14 protein-coding genes are annotated in these 12,909 nt (G+C 62.5%); 6 read left to right on the top strand and 8 right to left on the bottom strand.

Translation table 11 applies throughout. The features are described 5' to 3' along the window. Positions 1 to 2: 2 nt before the first annotated feature. The 8 genes from paaB to paaF all read right to left on the bottom strand — a co-directional run bounded on the left by paaB (position 3) and on the right by paaF (position 7,725). Positions 3 to 284 (bottom strand): 1,2-phenylacetyl-CoA epoxidase subunit PaaB, encoded by a 282-nt coding sequence (gene paaB / locus HU764_RS12345; RefSeq protein WP_004374528.1) that lies wholly within the window; start codon positions 282 to 284, stop codon positions 3 to 5. Positions 285 to 309: 25 nt separating this feature from the next. Then, positions 310 to 1,299, bottom strand: coding sequence for a 1,2-phenylacetyl-CoA epoxidase subunit PaaA (paaA, locus tag HU764_RS12340; protein WP_099429341.1), 990 nt, complete (start codon positions 1,297 to 1,299; stop codon positions 310 to 312). 228 nt (positions 1,300 to 1,527) lie between these two features. Beyond that, on the bottom strand, positions 1,528 to 2,847 hold the full coding sequence (paaK, locus tag HU764_RS12335; RefSeq protein ID WP_186702864.1) for a phenylacetate--CoA ligase PaaK: 1,320 nt from the start codon (positions 2,845 to 2,847) through the stop codon (positions 1,528 to 1,530). 111 nt (positions 2,848 to 2,958) lie between these two features. Continuing rightward, positions 2,959 to 4,179 (bottom strand): 3-oxoadipyl-CoA thiolase, encoded by a 1,221-nt coding sequence (gene pcaF / locus HU764_RS12330; RefSeq protein ID WP_186702863.1) that lies wholly within the window; start codon positions 4,177 to 4,179, stop codon positions 2,959 to 2,961. Then, positions 4,172 to 4,612: a hydroxyphenylacetyl-CoA thioesterase PaaI gene (gene paaI, locus HU764_RS12325; RefSeq protein WP_027593247.1), complete on the bottom strand. Its 441-nt coding sequence runs from the start codon at positions 4,610 to 4,612 to the stop codon at positions 4,172 to 4,174. Before paaI ends, pcaF begins: the two co-directional genes overlap by 8 nt. Beyond that, complete coding sequence (paaH, locus tag HU764_RS12320; RefSeq protein ID WP_186702862.1) at positions 4,605 to 6,122, bottom strand: 3-hydroxyacyl-CoA dehydrogenase PaaH; 1,518 nt, start codon at positions 6,120 to 6,122, stop codon at positions 4,605 to 4,607. The genes paaI and paaH overlap by 8 nt, the downstream gene beginning before the upstream one ends. 2 nt (positions 6,123 to 6,124) lie before the next feature. Next, on the bottom strand, positions 6,125 to 6,916 hold the full coding sequence (gene paaG, locus HU764_RS12315; RefSeq protein ID WP_027593249.1) for a 2-(1,2-epoxy-1,2-dihydrophenyl)acetyl-CoA isomerase PaaG: 792 nt from the start codon (positions 6,914 to 6,916) through the stop codon (positions 6,125 to 6,127). A gap of 35 nt (positions 6,917 to 6,951) precedes the next feature. Then, the gene (gene paaF, locus HU764_RS12310) at positions 6,952 to 7,725 is read right to left on the bottom strand and encodes a 2,3-dehydroadipyl-CoA hydratase PaaF (protein WP_027593250.1); all 774 of its coding nucleotides are present in this window, start codon (positions 7,723 to 7,725) and stop codon (positions 6,952 to 6,954) included. 354 nt (positions 7,726 to 8,079) lie between these two features. Here paaF and paaY point away from each other — a divergent pair, with 354 nt between their 5' ends. The 6 genes from paaY to HU764_RS12280 all read left to right on the top strand — a co-directional run bounded on the left by paaY (position 8,080) and on the right by HU764_RS12280 (position 12,829). After that, complete coding sequence (paaY, locus tag HU764_RS12305) at positions 8,080 to 8,679, top strand: phenylacetic acid degradation protein PaaY (RefSeq protein ID WP_186681515.1); 600 nt, start codon at positions 8,080 to 8,082, stop codon at positions 8,677 to 8,679. 77 nt (positions 8,680 to 8,756) lie between these two features. Further along, entirely contained in the window at positions 8,757 to 9,680 is a 924-nt protein-coding gene (gene paaX / locus HU764_RS12300; RefSeq protein WP_186681513.1) for a phenylacetic acid degradation operon negative regulatory protein PaaX, read from the top strand. 135 nt (positions 9,681 to 9,815) lie between these two features. After that, positions 9,816 to 10,160, top strand: coding sequence for a helix-turn-helix domain-containing protein (locus tag HU764_RS12295; protein WP_186681511.1), 345 nt, complete (start codon positions 9,816 to 9,818; stop codon positions 10,158 to 10,160). Then, on the top strand, positions 10,160 to 11,374 hold the full coding sequence (locus HU764_RS12290; RefSeq protein ID WP_186681509.1) for a type II toxin-antitoxin system HipA family toxin: 1,215 nt from the start codon (positions 10,160 to 10,162) through the stop codon (positions 11,372 to 11,374). Before HU764_RS12295 ends, HU764_RS12290 begins: the two co-directional genes overlap by 1 nt. An 88-nt stretch (positions 11,375 to 11,462) precedes the next feature. Further along, positions 11,463 to 11,984: a sigma-70 family RNA polymerase sigma factor gene (locus tag HU764_RS12285; RefSeq protein WP_186681507.1), complete on the top strand. Its 522-nt coding sequence runs from the start codon at positions 11,463 to 11,465 to the stop codon at positions 11,982 to 11,984. Beyond that, on the top strand, positions 11,981 to 12,829 hold the full coding sequence (locus tag HU764_RS12280; RefSeq protein WP_186681505.1) for a FecR domain-containing protein: 849 nt from the start codon (positions 11,981 to 11,983) through the stop codon (positions 12,827 to 12,829). The genes HU764_RS12285 and HU764_RS12280 overlap by 4 nt, the downstream gene beginning before the upstream one ends. The last annotated feature ends 80 nt before the right edge of the window (positions 12,830 to 12,909 follow it).

Below are 12,909 nucleotides of genomic sequence, written 5' to 3'. Positions count from 1 at the left end.
CCTCACATGTGTCCGACTTCGTCGGGCAGCTCGTAAAAGCTGGCATGGCGGTAGACCTTGTCGTCCGAGGGGGCGAACAGCGGGTCTTTCTCGTCAGGGGAGGAGGCGGTAATCAGCGCCGATGGCACCACCCACAGGCTCACGCCTTCGCTGCGGCGGGTGTACAGCTCACGGGCATTCTCGATGGCCATGGCGGCGTCGGCGGCATGCACGCTGCCGACATGCTTGTGGTTCAGGCCGTGCTTGCTGCGCACGAACACTTCGTAGAGGGTCCAGACAGACATTTTCGATCTCCGCATCAATCGCCGCTCAGGCGGCGTTCTTGTTCTGTTGCTTGCGCGCATAGGCCACGGCGGCCTCGCGTACCCAGGCGCCGTCCTCGATGGCCTTGCGCCGGGTGGCGACACGTTCCAGGTTGCAGGGGCCGTTGCCCTTGATGACTTCGTAGAACTCGTCCCACTGGATGTCGCCGAAATCGTAGTGGCCGCGGGCTTCGTTCCACTTCAGGTGCGGGTCTGGCGCGGTGCAGCCGAGCAGTTCGAGCTGTGGCACGGTCTGGTCGATGAAGCGCTGGCGCAGCTCATCGTTGGTCTGGCGCTTGATCTTCCAGGCCATCGACTGAGCGCTGTTGGGGGAGTGCTCGTCACTGGGGCCAAACATCATCAACGACGGCCACCACAGGCGGTTGATGGCGTCCTGGACCATGTCCTTCTGAGCCTGAGTGCCGTGGCGCATCATGGTCAGCAGCAGCTCGTAACCCTGGCGCTGGTGGAAGCTCTCTTCCTTGCAGATGCGGATCATGGCGCGGGAGTAGGGGCCGTAGGAGGTGCGCTGCAGCACCACCTGGTTGACGATCGCAGCGCCATCGACCAGCCAGCCTACGGCGCCCATGTCGGCCCAGCTCAGGGTCGGGTAGTTGAAGATGCTCGAGTACTTGGCCTTGCCGCTGTGCAGCTTGGCGATCTCTTCGTCGCGGTCGGCGCCGAGGGTTTCCATGGCGCTGTACAGGTACAGGCCGTGGCCGGCTTCGTCCTGAATCTTGGCCATCAGTTGCAGCTTGCGTTTCAGGCTTGGGGCGCGGGTGACCCAGTTGCCTTCGGGCAGCATGCCGACGATTTCCGAGTGGGCGTGCTGGGAGATCTGCCGGATCAGCGTTTGGCGGTAGGCCTCGGGCATCCAGTTTTTGGCTTCGATCTTGATCTCGGCGTCGATCTTTTCCTGGAAGTCGCGCTCTTCGGGCGACATTTCGTCCAGGGACTTGACGCGTTTGACGCCGGTTTCGACTAGCTGTGCGTACATGTTCCGACTCCTGCTAAGGCATGAGTCATTTGTAAGCGATACAAAACATAACGTCAAACAGTTTTATATGTATCGAATAAGATTTGTGTATCGCTTTGCGGACCTTTCGCAGCACAAGGCTGCTACTACAAGGGCGCTCACCACCTGTAGGAGCATCCTTGCGCTGCGAAAGGGCAGGCAAAAAAAAGCCCCGGACTGAGCCGGGGCCGTAAAAAGGCAGCTGATAAGTCAGCTGGCCAACCGTTTGTCGAACACGTGGCACGCCTTGCCTTCAGAACGCTTGAGCGTGCCGCAGGGCTGCAGTCGCACCTGGGTGCTGATACCGATGTAGGTCTTGATCTGCTTGGTCAGTTCACCGATCAGCAGCTTGCGCTGGCCCTCGTCCATCGCCTGGCATTCGCCACGCAGCTCCACGTGCACCTCGACACTGTCCAGGTTGCCATTACGATACAAATGAATCTCATACATCTCTGAAAGCTGTTTTATTTTTAGCACCTGCTCCTCAATCTGGGTCGGGAACACGTTGACCCCACGAATGATCAGCATGTCGTCACTGCGCCCGGTGATCTTGCCGATCCGCCGCATCGGCCGCGCGGTGCCTGGCAGCAGGCGGGTCAGGTCGCGGGTACGGTAGCGCACCATCGGCAGCGCCTCCTTGCTCAGCGAGGTAAATACCAGCTCGCCCAATTGCCCGTCCGGCAGTACCTCGCCGGTAACCGGGTCGATGATTTCGGGGTAGAAGTGGTCTTCCCAGATGGTCGGGCCGTCTTTGGTTTCGATGCACTCCATCGCCACCCCGGGCCCCATGATTTCCGACAGGCCATAGATGTCGAGGGCCTGGATACCCAGGCGCTGCTCGATGGAGCGCCGCAGTTCGTCGGTCCAGGGCTCGGCACCGAAGATGCCCAGGCGCAGCTTGAGGTCGTGCGGGTCGATGCCCTGGCGCTCGATCTCGTCGGCCAGGTTGAGCATGTAAGAGGGCGTGACCATGATGATGTCGGGCTGGAAGTCGCGGATCAGTTGCACCTGCTTCTCGGTCTGGCCACCCGACATGGGGATGACCGTGCACCCTAGCCGTTCGGCACCGTAATGCGCGCCGAGCCCGCCGGTAAACAGGCCATAACCGTACGAAACGTGCACTTTGTCGCCTTTGCGCCCGCCGCCGGCGCGGATCGAGCGGGCCACCACATTGGCCCAGGTGTCGATGTCGTTCTGGGTATAACCGACCACGGTCGGCTTGCCCGTTGTGCCGCTGGAGGCATGCAGGCGCACGACCTCTTCCTGGGGCACGGCAAACATGCCGTACGGGTAGTTGTCGCGCAGGTCGTTCTTGCCGGTGAAGGGGAACTTGGCCAGGTCGTCGAGCGACTTGAGGTCATCGGGGTGCGCGCCGCATTCGTCGAAGCGTTTGCGGTACAGCGGCACGTTGTTGTAGGCGTGTTTCAGGCTCCAGCGCAGGCGCTCCAGCTGGTGCTGGCGCAGGGCGTCGACGCTGGCGGTTTCCATAGGGTCAAGCAGGGCACGATCGGCATCATGGTACATGTTCATGGCTTCACTCGAATTGTTCTTGTACGCCGACCGGCGCGGGTTCGCAGCCGGGCGGTGAGTGTCATGGGCGCAGCATAACCGGCTGCGTTGCGTTCGGTCACAAGCCGTTGGTCAGAGGCGCTCGATGACCATGGCGATGCCTTGGCCAACGCCGATGCACATGGTGCACAGGGCGTAGCGTCCGGCAGTTTCTTCCAGTTCGTGCAGTGCGGTGGTGACCAGGCGCGCGCCACTCATGCCCAACGGATGCCCCAGGGCAATGGCGCCGCCGTTCGGGTTGACCCGCTTGTCGTCGTCGGCCAGGCCAAGCTCGCGCAATACCGCCAGGCCTTGGGCAGCGAAGGCCTCGTTTAGCTCGATGACATCCATGTCGGCCAGCGACAGCCCGGTGAGTTCGAGCACCTTGCGGGTAGCCGGCACCGGGCCGATGCCCATGATGCGCGGCTCGACCCCGGCCACAGCCATGCCGACAATGCGCCCGCGGGCTTTAAGGCCATGGCGCCGGGCCGCTGCGGTGCTGGCCAGCAGCAGTGCACAGGCACCGTCGTTGACACCAGAGGCATTGCCAGCGGTGACACTGCCACCCTCACGAAACGGCGTGCCGAGCTTGGCCAACTGCTCCAGCGTGGTGTCGCCACGCGGGTGTTCGTCGTGCTCGACGCGCTTGGCCGGGCCTTTGCGCTGGGGGATCTCGACCGGCACGATTTCCTGTGCCAGGCGGCCTCGGGCCTGGGCGGCGGCAGCCTTGTGCTGGCTGCGCAGGGCGAAGGCGTCCTGGTCTTCACGGGAGATACCGAAACGAGCAGCGACGTTCTCAGCCGTCTCAGGCATCGAGTCGGTGCCATGTTCGGCCTTCATCAACGGGTTGACGAAGCGCCAGCCGATGGTGGTGTCGAACAGTTCGGCGGCGCGGCCAAAGGCTTGCTCCGATTTGCCCATGACGAACGGCGCGCGCGACATCGACTCCACGCCGCCGGCCAGCATCAGCCCGGCTTCACCGCAGCGCAGGGCACGGGCCGCGTTGCCAATGGCATCCATGCCAGAGCCGCACAAGCGGTTGAGGGTGGTGCCCGGCACCTCAATCGGCAGGCCCGCCAGCAGGCTGGCCATGCGGGCAACGTTGCGGTTGTCCTCACCGGCCTGGTTGGCGCAACCGAGGATTACGTCGTCCACTGCCGCCCACTCCAACTCCGGGTGGCGGGCGATCAGGGCCTTGAGCGGGATGGCGGCCAGGTCGTCGGGGCGCACGCCGCTCAAGGCGCCGGCGTAGCGGCCGATCGGCGTGCGCACGGCGTCGATGATCAGCGCATCGGCCAGGGTGTGTTCAGTCATCTTGTGTCTCCTGCGCGAGCACCGTGCCGCGTACTTTGTAGGATTTGCCATGGAACATCGCCACCAGCTCACCGCGCTGGTTCTCGATGCGAACGTCATACAGGCCGGTACGGCCTTTACGGCTGACTTCACTGGCCGTGGCGGTCAGCACGTCGTCGCGCAGCGCCGGCGCCAGGTAATCAATGCTGCAACCCAGGGCCACGGTGGCCTGGTCGTAACTGTTGCAGGCGAAGGCGAAGGCTGAATCCGCCAGGGCGAACAGGAAACCACCGTGGCAGGTGCCGTGGCCCTGGATCATGTCGGCGCGCACCGGCATGCGCAGGCGCGCCTGGCCAGGGCCGGCTTCGAGTAGGCTGATGCCGAGCCCTTGGGTGGCGTGATCGCGGGAAAACATGGCATCGGCACACGCTTGTGCCAGCTCGATTTCAGTCATGCAGATTGCCTCCTTGGGCTTCGCAGCGGCGCAATAGCAGGGAAGGGCGATAGCGGCTTTCGCCGTAGCTGCGCTGCAGGTTGTCGAGTACACGCAAGGTCTGGCTTATGCCGATGCGCGAGGCCCAGGCCAGGGGGCCGCAGGGGTAGTTCACGCCGGCGCGCATGGCCAGGTCGATATCGGCCGCCGAGCCAACGCCTTGCAACACGGCATCGGCGGCTTCGTTGGCCAGCATCGCCACCGTACGCAGCACGACCAGGCCAGGCAGGTCGGCGACTGCGGTCACTTTCAAGCCGGCGCGTGTTAACAAGCCCACGGCCTGGTCGCGGGCCTCACGGGTGGTGTCGGCAGACCAACTGATCGCAATGCGGGAAGCCGTGCTGTAGTCCAGGGCCAGATCGACCAGTACCAGGTTGCGCAGGCCTTCTTCGCGGGCACGCTGCGTGGCCAGGCGGCCGTCGGAAAGCGCCAACGTGGCATCGCCGACCTGGATCACGCCATTGCCGGCGCGCTCGGTCACGGCGATGCCGCTGTCGCGCAAACGCTCGACCAAGGGCTGCATGACGCCCAGGTGCCCCTCGATAACGCAGGACGCAACCTGCGCCGTGCTTTGCAGCTCTGTAGGTTGCGGGCGCTCGGCGCCTTCGGCGTAGCTATAGAAACCTTGGCCGGTTTTGCGGCCAAGGCGCCCGGCATCCACCAACTCCTTTTGCACGAGCGAAGGCTGGAAGCGGAAATCGCCATAAAACGCCTCGAACACCGAACAGGTGACGGCATAGTTGACGTCATGGCCGATCAGGTCGGTGAGCTCGAAGGCCCCCATGCGAAAGCCGCCGGCGTCACGCAATAGCGCATCCAGGCTGGCGCAATCGGCTGCACCTTCCTGCAACAGGCGCAGGCTCTCGGCGTAGAACGGCCGGGCTACACGGTTGACAATAAAGCCCGGCGTTGAGCGGGCATGCACCGGCTGTTTGCCCCAGGCTTTGGCGGTGTCGTAAAGGCAGGCGGCCACGGCAGGGTCGGTAGCCAACCCCGAAACGACCTCGACCAGGGCCATCAACGGTGCCGGGTTGAAGAAATGCATGCCCACCACTTGCTGTGGGCGCTTCAAGCCAGCGGCCAGGCTGGTGATCGAGAGTGACGAGGTGTTGCTGGCCAGGATGCAGTCGTCTGCGCACAGCGCTTCAAGCTCGTGCAACAAGGCTTGCTTAACTGACAGGTGTTCAACGATGGCTTCGATCACCAGGCGGGCATCGGCCAGGGTGTCGAGGGTGTCGGCTGGGCACAGGCGGGCGACGATCGCTTCCCGCTCGCCCGCAGGCAACTTGCCTTTTTCTACCAAGCGGGCGAGCTGACGATCAATGCCCGCCACTGCCTGGGCGGCGGCGCCGGGGCGGTTGTCGTAGAGTTTGACCGGGTGGCCGGCTTGCGCGGCCACTTGGGCGATACCTGCGCCCATGGCGCCTGCACCGATCACGGCCACTTGGGTGTTGCGGTCGAGTGCGCTCATGCTCAACGCCCCTTGAACGCAGGCGTGCGCTTGTTCATGAAAGCGCTTACGCCTTCGCGGTAGTCCTCGCTGCGGCCAGCCAGGCGCTGCAGGTCGCGCTCCAGTTCCAGTTGCTGGTCGAACCCGTTATCGAAACTGGCATTCAGGCTGCGTTTGATCAGGGCCAGGCCGTAAGTGGGCTGCGTGGCGAGGTGGCGGGCGAGGGTGAGGGCCTCGTCGCGCAACGCGGCATCGTCGACCACGCGATGGATCAACCCCCATTGCTGGGCCTGTTCGGCCGTCAGGCGTTCGCCCAGCATCGCCAACGCCTTGGCCCGCGCCATGCCGACTAGCCGTGGCAGCAGCCAGGTGCCGCCAGAATCCGGCACCAGGCCGATCTTGCAGAAGGCCTGGATGAAGCTGGCCGAACGGGCGGCCAGTACCAGGTCACAGGCCAGCGGAATATTGGCCCCGGCGCCCGCAGCCACGCCGTTGACGGCGCAGATGACCGGCAGCGGCAAATCGCGCAGGGTGCGCACCAGTGGGTTGTAGAACTTATCGATGGACTCACCCAGGTCCGGCATGTCGGCCCCTGGCGCGACATTGCGATCAGACAGGTCCTGGCCTGCACAGAAGCCGCGGCCTTCGCCAGTCAACAGCAACACCCGTGCATCTTTGCTCTGGCGTACTTGCTTCAAGGCTTCGCGCACTTCCAGGTGCATGGGCGTGTTGAAACTGTTCAGCTGCTCCGGGCGGTTCAGCGACAGGAGGGCAACGCCGTCCTCGATGGAAAACAGGATGTGTTCGAACGTCATGGCAGACTCGCTTGGTCAGTCGAATGGGGAGGTGCTCAGCAGCCTTTGAACCGGGCCTGGCGTTTTTCCTGGAAGGCGCGAATACCCTCATTGCGGTCGGCGGTGCCGGCGAGCAGGGTGAACGCGTGGCGCTCGAAGCGCAGGCCACTGGCAAGGTCGGTATCGCCGGCCTTGAGCAAGGCTTCCTTGGCCAGGCGCACTGCCAGCGGCGCCTTGGCCGCGATAATGCGGGCCACTTGCACGGCCCGCTCCACGGCCAGTTCCGGCTGGGTGATTTCGCTGATCAGGCCGGCTTGCAAGGCGTGCTGGGCGCTGATGGCTTCACCGGTCAACACCATGTGCATGGCCAGCGGCTTGCCAACCGCGCGCAGCAGGCGCTGGGTGCCGCCAGCGCCGGGGATGATGCCGAGGTTGATCTCCGGCTGGCCGAAACGGGCGTCGCTGCCCGCAATGACGATGTCGGCGCACATCATCAGCTCGCAACCGCCGCCCAGGGCGTAGCCGTTAACGGCGGCGATCAGCGGCTTGGAAAACGCGGCTATCCGTTGCCAACACGCAACGCGAGGGTCATTGAGTATGCCGACCAGGTCGCGCTCGGCCATCTCGCCAATGTCGGCGCCGGCGGCGAACGCCTTGCGGCTGCCGGTAATCACCACGGCATGGGTCTGATCATCACGCTCGGCGGCATCCAGCTCGCTGGCCAGCTCGGCCAGCAACGCTGTGCACAGAGCATTCAGCGCTTCTGGCCGTTGCAGGGTGATGAGCCGGACGCCGTGCTCCGGCGCTTGCGCATCGAGATAACGAGGCATATCGGGTTCCTCTGGCTGCTCGCACGGCACATCGATTGGCCGGCATTTCTTGGAATTGTTTGCAGGGACGTGGGCTGCACCACGTTCAGGTGCGGACAGTATATGCCTTATGCGATACACCAAAGCAACATCAAAAAGCGTTTAACGTATCCCTTTGTGGTGATTTCTGCGCGGGAGATGAGCTATTCAAAAAAGTGATTTAACGATTCATCTTCAGATAAATAGGGCTTTTTCTGTAAAAACAGGTTGCAAATAAGGCTGACAACAAAGCGATACAGGCATCGCACAATTGACGCGCTACATTTTTGTGATACAAGGACTTGTCACATTTCAAATCATTTCAGGAGCTTTGCCATGCCTTGCTACCGGCTAGACGGCCTGACCCCCGTGGTTCATCCAACTGCCTATGTGCACCCGAGCGCAGTGCTGATTGGCGATGTCATCGTTGGCCCGCGTTGCTACGTCGGCCCGCTGGCCTCACTCAGGGGCGACTTCGGCCGCATCGTGCTGGAGGAGGGCGCCAACCTACAGGACACCTGCGTGATGCATGGCTTTCCGGGGGGCGACACGGTCATAGAACGCAATGGGCATGTCGGCCACGGCGCGGTGCTGCACGGGTGCCGCGTGGGCGAAGATGCCCTGATAGGCATGAATGCCGTGGTAATGGATGGCGCCCATGTAGCCCCGCGCTGCATCGTTGCTGCCACGGCCTTCGTCAAGGCGGGGTTCGAATGCGCCGAACAAAGCCTGGTGGTGGGTAGCCCGGCACAGGTCAAGCGCCCGCTGACCGACCAGGAGCTGGCCTGGAAGCAGCGCGGCACAGCGGAGTATCAGCACCTGACGCAGCGCTGCATGACCGCGCTGGTCGAATGCCCACCGCTGACCGAAGCCGAGCAGGGTCGCCCGCGCATGGGTGACTCCGGCATCCGGCCCAAAGGCAAGTCGCCAGCATGAGCCTGTCTGCGTCACGCAATGGCCAGGCAACCCGCCGCGCAGGTATAGTCGGTGCTTTCCCCGCGCACAGTTCCTCCATGAGCACACTTGCCCCACTGAACAACCTGATCACTCGTTTTCAGGAACAGACGCCGATCCGCGCCAGCTCGCTGATCATCACCCTGTACGGCGACGCTATCGAACCGCATGGTGGCACGGTGTGGTTGGGCAGCCTGATCAACCTGCTGGAGCCGATCGGCATCAACGAACGGCTGATCCGCACCTCGATCTTCCGCTTGACCAAGGAAGGCTGGCTGACCGCCGAAAAAGTCGGCCGACGCAGCTATTACAGCCTGACGGGCACTGGCCGTCGGCGCTTCGAAAAAGCCTTCAAGCGCGTCTACAGCCCCAGCCAACCCGCATGGGATGGCGCCTGGACCCTGGTGTTGCTGTCACAACTGGAAGCCGGCAAGCGCAAAACCCTGCGTGAGGAGTTGGAATGGCAAGGCTTCGGGGTGATGGCGCCCAACGTGATGGGCTGCCCCCGTGCTGACCGCGCGGATTTGGCCGCGACGCTGCGCGAGCTGGAGGCCAGTGATGACAGCATCGTGTTTGAAACGCACACCCAGGAAGTGCTTGCTTCCAAGGCCATGCGCGCGCAAGTGCGCGAGAGTTGGCGTATCGACGAGCTGGGGCAGCAGTACAGTGAATTCATCCAGTTATTCAGGCCGCTGTGGCAGGGCCTTAAAGAGCAGCCGCAGCTCGATGCGCAGGATTGCTTCCTGGCACGCACGCTACTGATTCACGAGTACCGTCGGCTGCTGCTGCGCGACCCGCAACTGCCTGATGAGTTGCTGCCAGGTGATTGGGAGGGCAGGGCAGCACGGCAGCTGTGTCGCAACCTGTATCGGCTGGTGTTTGCCAAGGCCGAAGAGTGGTTGAACAGTGCGCTCGAAACGGCTGACGGCCCACTGCCTGACGTGAATGAAAGTTTTTACAAGCGCTTTGGTGGTCTTGCATAGCGATCTTTAAGGTTAACCCTGGTTAACCTTATACTAGATAATACTTACTAAGATGAGTATTATGCGTTTCTTATAAAATCTTTAAGTGTGCTATGGTTAACCTTAACTCAGTTAACGTTAACCATGGCGAGCCTTATGACGACTTATTTTCCAGTCGCTTGCGCCGATACCCTCAGTAAAATCGGCCTTTTGGTCAAGGCACGGCGCCTAGCACTCGGCCTGCGCCAAGCGGACCTTACCGCTGCCATCGGCGTCTCCTCGCATACCCTTCGCAAGATCGAAGGCGGCTCGGAGCTCGTCGACCTGCGTTCATTCATGCTGGTGTTGTGGCGCCTGGGCATCAGCGAAACCGTTTTCGCCTCGCTGGAAGGCATAGAGCAAACCTCCCAGATCACCCGGTTCAGTGATGACGATGATGCCCACCAGAGCCTGGCATCCCGCCGCGTGCGGCTGGCCAAACCCAAGCCTGAGGAGTTCTGATGTCCCGTGCCTACATCTATATGGAGCACCCCGAGACAGGTGAAGTCATCACCCTTGGCCGGCTGACCCTCAAAGGCAAGCTCGGGGAGTTTCTTTATGCACCTGACCACGTCGCGCGCGGCGGCTGGGTCCCCGACCCAATCAATTACCCGTTACGCGCCGAGGCCTACACCGGCATCGTCAAGAACCGCGGCATACCCGGCTTCATCAATGACGCCATGCCCGATGGCTGGGGCGAGCGGCTGCTGCATCGGGCGTACGGCCAAGAACTCGGCACCCTCGACTTCCTGCTCAAGTCACCCAACAACGACCGCGTTGGCAACCTGATGGCAGGCGGCGCAACAACCCCCGCACCCGGCTTAGGCGATGGCGCAGTACCAACCTTGAAAGGCCTGGCCAAGTTCGTCGCTGCGTGCGAAGCGGTGTACGACGGCCAGCTCGACGCTGAGTCGGTGGCCACCCTCAACGTGCGCCAACAGCGTTCGGCCCTGGGTGGCGCACGGCCAAAACGTACGCTGCAGGATAACGGTATGCTGATTCTGGCCAAGCCGCGTGATCGCTTCGACCATTACGACCTGCCCTCGATCGAATATGCCTGCATGACATTCGCCGCAGGGAAGGGCTTGAACGTGGCCAAGACCGCGCTGCATGCTGAAACCCCTTCGACGTTGTTGATCGAACGCTTCGACCGCACGCCCATAGCACAAGGTGCCCGACGTATCCCGATGCTCAGCGCGCTGACCTTGCTGGATTCGGAGTGGAACGGGGCGCACCATCGGGATTGGCGCTATGCCGCCGTGGCCGATGAAATGCGCCGCCGGGGTGTGCCCGATACCGACCTGCAGGCGCTGTTCAAGCGCATGTGCTACAACGCCTTGGTGGGCAACTCCGACGACCATCCACGCAACCATGCGGTGATCTGGGTTGACGGCGGGTGGCGCCTGTCGCCCATGTACGACGTGCTGCCCATGCTTGAAGAAGGCCCCGCACAGACCTTGGCTATGGCAGTTGGCCGGGAAGGCAGCCAGATTAGCCGCGCGAATATGCTCAGCCATCACGCGCACTTTGCCCTGACGCGGGAGCATGCAGAGCATCTGCTGGTGGAGGTGGCGGGGTGGGAGGACGAACTGAAGGCGTATTACGCTCAGGTGCTTGCCGGCAGCGACCTGGACATGGCGGTTGATGCGGTAAGCTCGGTTCGCATGCTCAGTTAAGAAGAAGGCGGAGGCGGGTGACACTGCTTTCAAATGACATGCATTCCCATTTATACTTGCATCTCATTTCCTCTCTGTTATCGCTACCGTGCAGGCAGATCCTCCAAAGCCATCCTTGCTCGCCACCCTGGTCCGTCACTACGACGACCTGGTCGATCATGTGCGCCGACGCTTCGGCGAGCGGGTGTTCGCGCGTGAAGTCGTTCACGACCTGTGCGTTCAGTTGCTGGAGGATGACGAGAAAGAAGGGGTGCGCAAGCCCCTGGCGCTGTTACGCAAGATCGCCCACGACAACGCCATCTCGCATTGCCGCCGCGAGCGTCGGCGCAGCAGCTTGATCGTCGCCATGGCAGAACTGCCCGACGTCACCTGTAGCGCAGCGCCACAGGAGCGCCATGTCGACGCGGCGAAGACACTGGACAGGCTGATTGCGGCTATTTCCCGATTGCCGCCGCGTTGCCAGGCCGTGTTCATCATGCACAAGCTGCATGAGGTCCCCCAGGCTGAAGTCGCGCAGCGCCTGGGGATCTCGCTGAAAACCGTAGAAAAGCATTTGCGCGTCGGTATGATCGCTTGCCGTGAACATCTGCAATCCGAGGTGGCGCAGTGAGCCGTCCACGAAACAAAGACGATGCTGCAGTCGATGAGGCGCTGGCCGCGTGTCGCGAGACCTTGAAGCAGCGCTTCCCTTTACCCAGCTCGCCACCTGCCCGCAAGCCCCGCAAAGGCAGCAAGGTACTCCCGCTAGTATTGCTGGCCCTGGCCGCAGGTGTGGCCTGGAAGGATCCTGCGTACCGCAATGAACACTTTGTCACGCAGGTGGGACAACGCCAGGCGATACAGCTGGCTGATGGCAGCAAGATCAAGCTGGATGGGGGCACTGAGGTACGCGTCAGCTGGCATTTGCGCACCCGGCAAGTTGCACTGGTGCGTGGCCAGGCCTTATTCGACATTTCGCCCATGCACTATCGGCCGTTCTTGGTCGATGCAGGCAACGCCGACATACGCGTGGTCGGCACCCGATTCAACGTCAACATGTACGCGGGTGACGTGCGGGTTACCGTTGCGCAAGGCAAGGTGGCAGTCACAGGGCGCGCGGCGGACCGTACCTCGCTGCTCATGCCTGGGCAGCAGGTGCTCGTGCAACAGGGCATCCCCGGTGAGGTGGTCAAAGGCAATGCCGAAGACGCTAGCGCCTGGCAAGAAAGCCGCTGGGTTTTCGCCGGTACGCCACTGGCTGAGGTGGTTGCTGCACTGCAACGGTATTACGCCCAGCCGATCGAACTGACCGACCCTGATGTCGGCAAATTGCCGCTTTCAGGTGTTTTCAGCAGCGACAGCGTCGAAACGCTGTTGGCGTTACTGCCGGAGATTCTCCCGGTGAAGCTGAGCAGGGAAGGCGGGGTCGTACGCATTCAGCCCCAAGCGGAAAAAAATAATTCTCCAACGAGGTAGGGTTGGGGCCGTCGCGAAGCGGCTAACTCTCTGCACCTCATCTCCTGGAGAATAACAAGTGAGTCAGCTCTTCCTGCGTA

Origin of the sequence: Pseudomonas kermanshahensis (assembly GCF_014269205.2) — a bacterium.
GTDB classification, from domain to species: Bacteria; Pseudomonadota; Gammaproteobacteria; order Pseudomonadales; family Pseudomonadaceae; genus Aquipseudomonas; species Aquipseudomonas kermanshahensis.
Note: the sequence above shows the minus strand (reverse complement) of the source record. Positions and strands in the feature narration are given on the sequence as shown.

What these genes read in the sequence shown, in the direction of transcription:
- paaI (WP_027593247.1), bottom strand. Translation starts at nt 4,612, where the DNA reads ATGACTGAAATCGAGCTGGCACAAGCGTGTGCCGATGCCATGTTTTCC.
- HU764_RS12295 (WP_186681511.1), top strand. Translation starts at nt 9,816, where the DNA reads ATGACGACTTATTTTCCAGTCGCTTGCGCCGATACCCTCAGTAAAATC.
- paaA (WP_099429341.1), bottom strand. Translation starts at nt 1,299, where the DNA reads ATGTACGCACAGCTAGTCGAAACCGGCGTCAAACGCGTCAAGTCCCTG.
- paaK (WP_186702864.1), bottom strand. Translation starts at nt 2,847, where the DNA reads ATGAACATGTACCATGATGCCGATCGTGCCCTGCTTGACCCTATGGAA.
- paaY (WP_186681515.1), top strand. Translation starts at nt 8,080, where the DNA reads ATGCCTTGCTACCGGCTAGACGGCCTGACCCCCGTGGTTCATCCAACT.
- paaF (WP_027593250.1), bottom strand. Translation starts at nt 7,725, where the DNA reads ATGCCTCGTTATCTCGATGCGCAAGCGCCGGAGCACGGCGTCCGGCTC.
- paaG (WP_027593249.1), bottom strand. Translation starts at nt 6,916, where the DNA reads ATGACGTTCGAACACATCCTGTTTTCCATCGAGGACGGCGTTGCCCTC.
- paaX (WP_186681513.1), top strand. Translation starts at nt 8,757, where the DNA reads ATGAGCACACTTGCCCCACTGAACAACCTGATCACTCGTTTTCAGGAA.
- HU764_RS12290 (WP_186681509.1), top strand. Translation starts at nt 10,160, where the DNA reads ATGTCCCGTGCCTACATCTATATGGAGCACCCCGAGACAGGTGAAGTC.
- paaH (WP_186702862.1), bottom strand. Translation starts at nt 6,122, where the DNA reads ATGAGCGCACTCGACCGCAACACCCAAGTGGCCGTGATCGGTGCAGGC.
- pcaF (WP_186702863.1), bottom strand. Translation starts at nt 4,179, where the DNA reads ATGACTGAACACACCCTGGCCGATGCGCTGATCATCGACGCCGTGCGC.
- paaB (WP_004374528.1), bottom strand. Translation starts at nt 284, where the DNA reads ATGTCTGTCTGGACCCTCTACGAAGTGTTCGTGCGCAGCAAGCACGGC.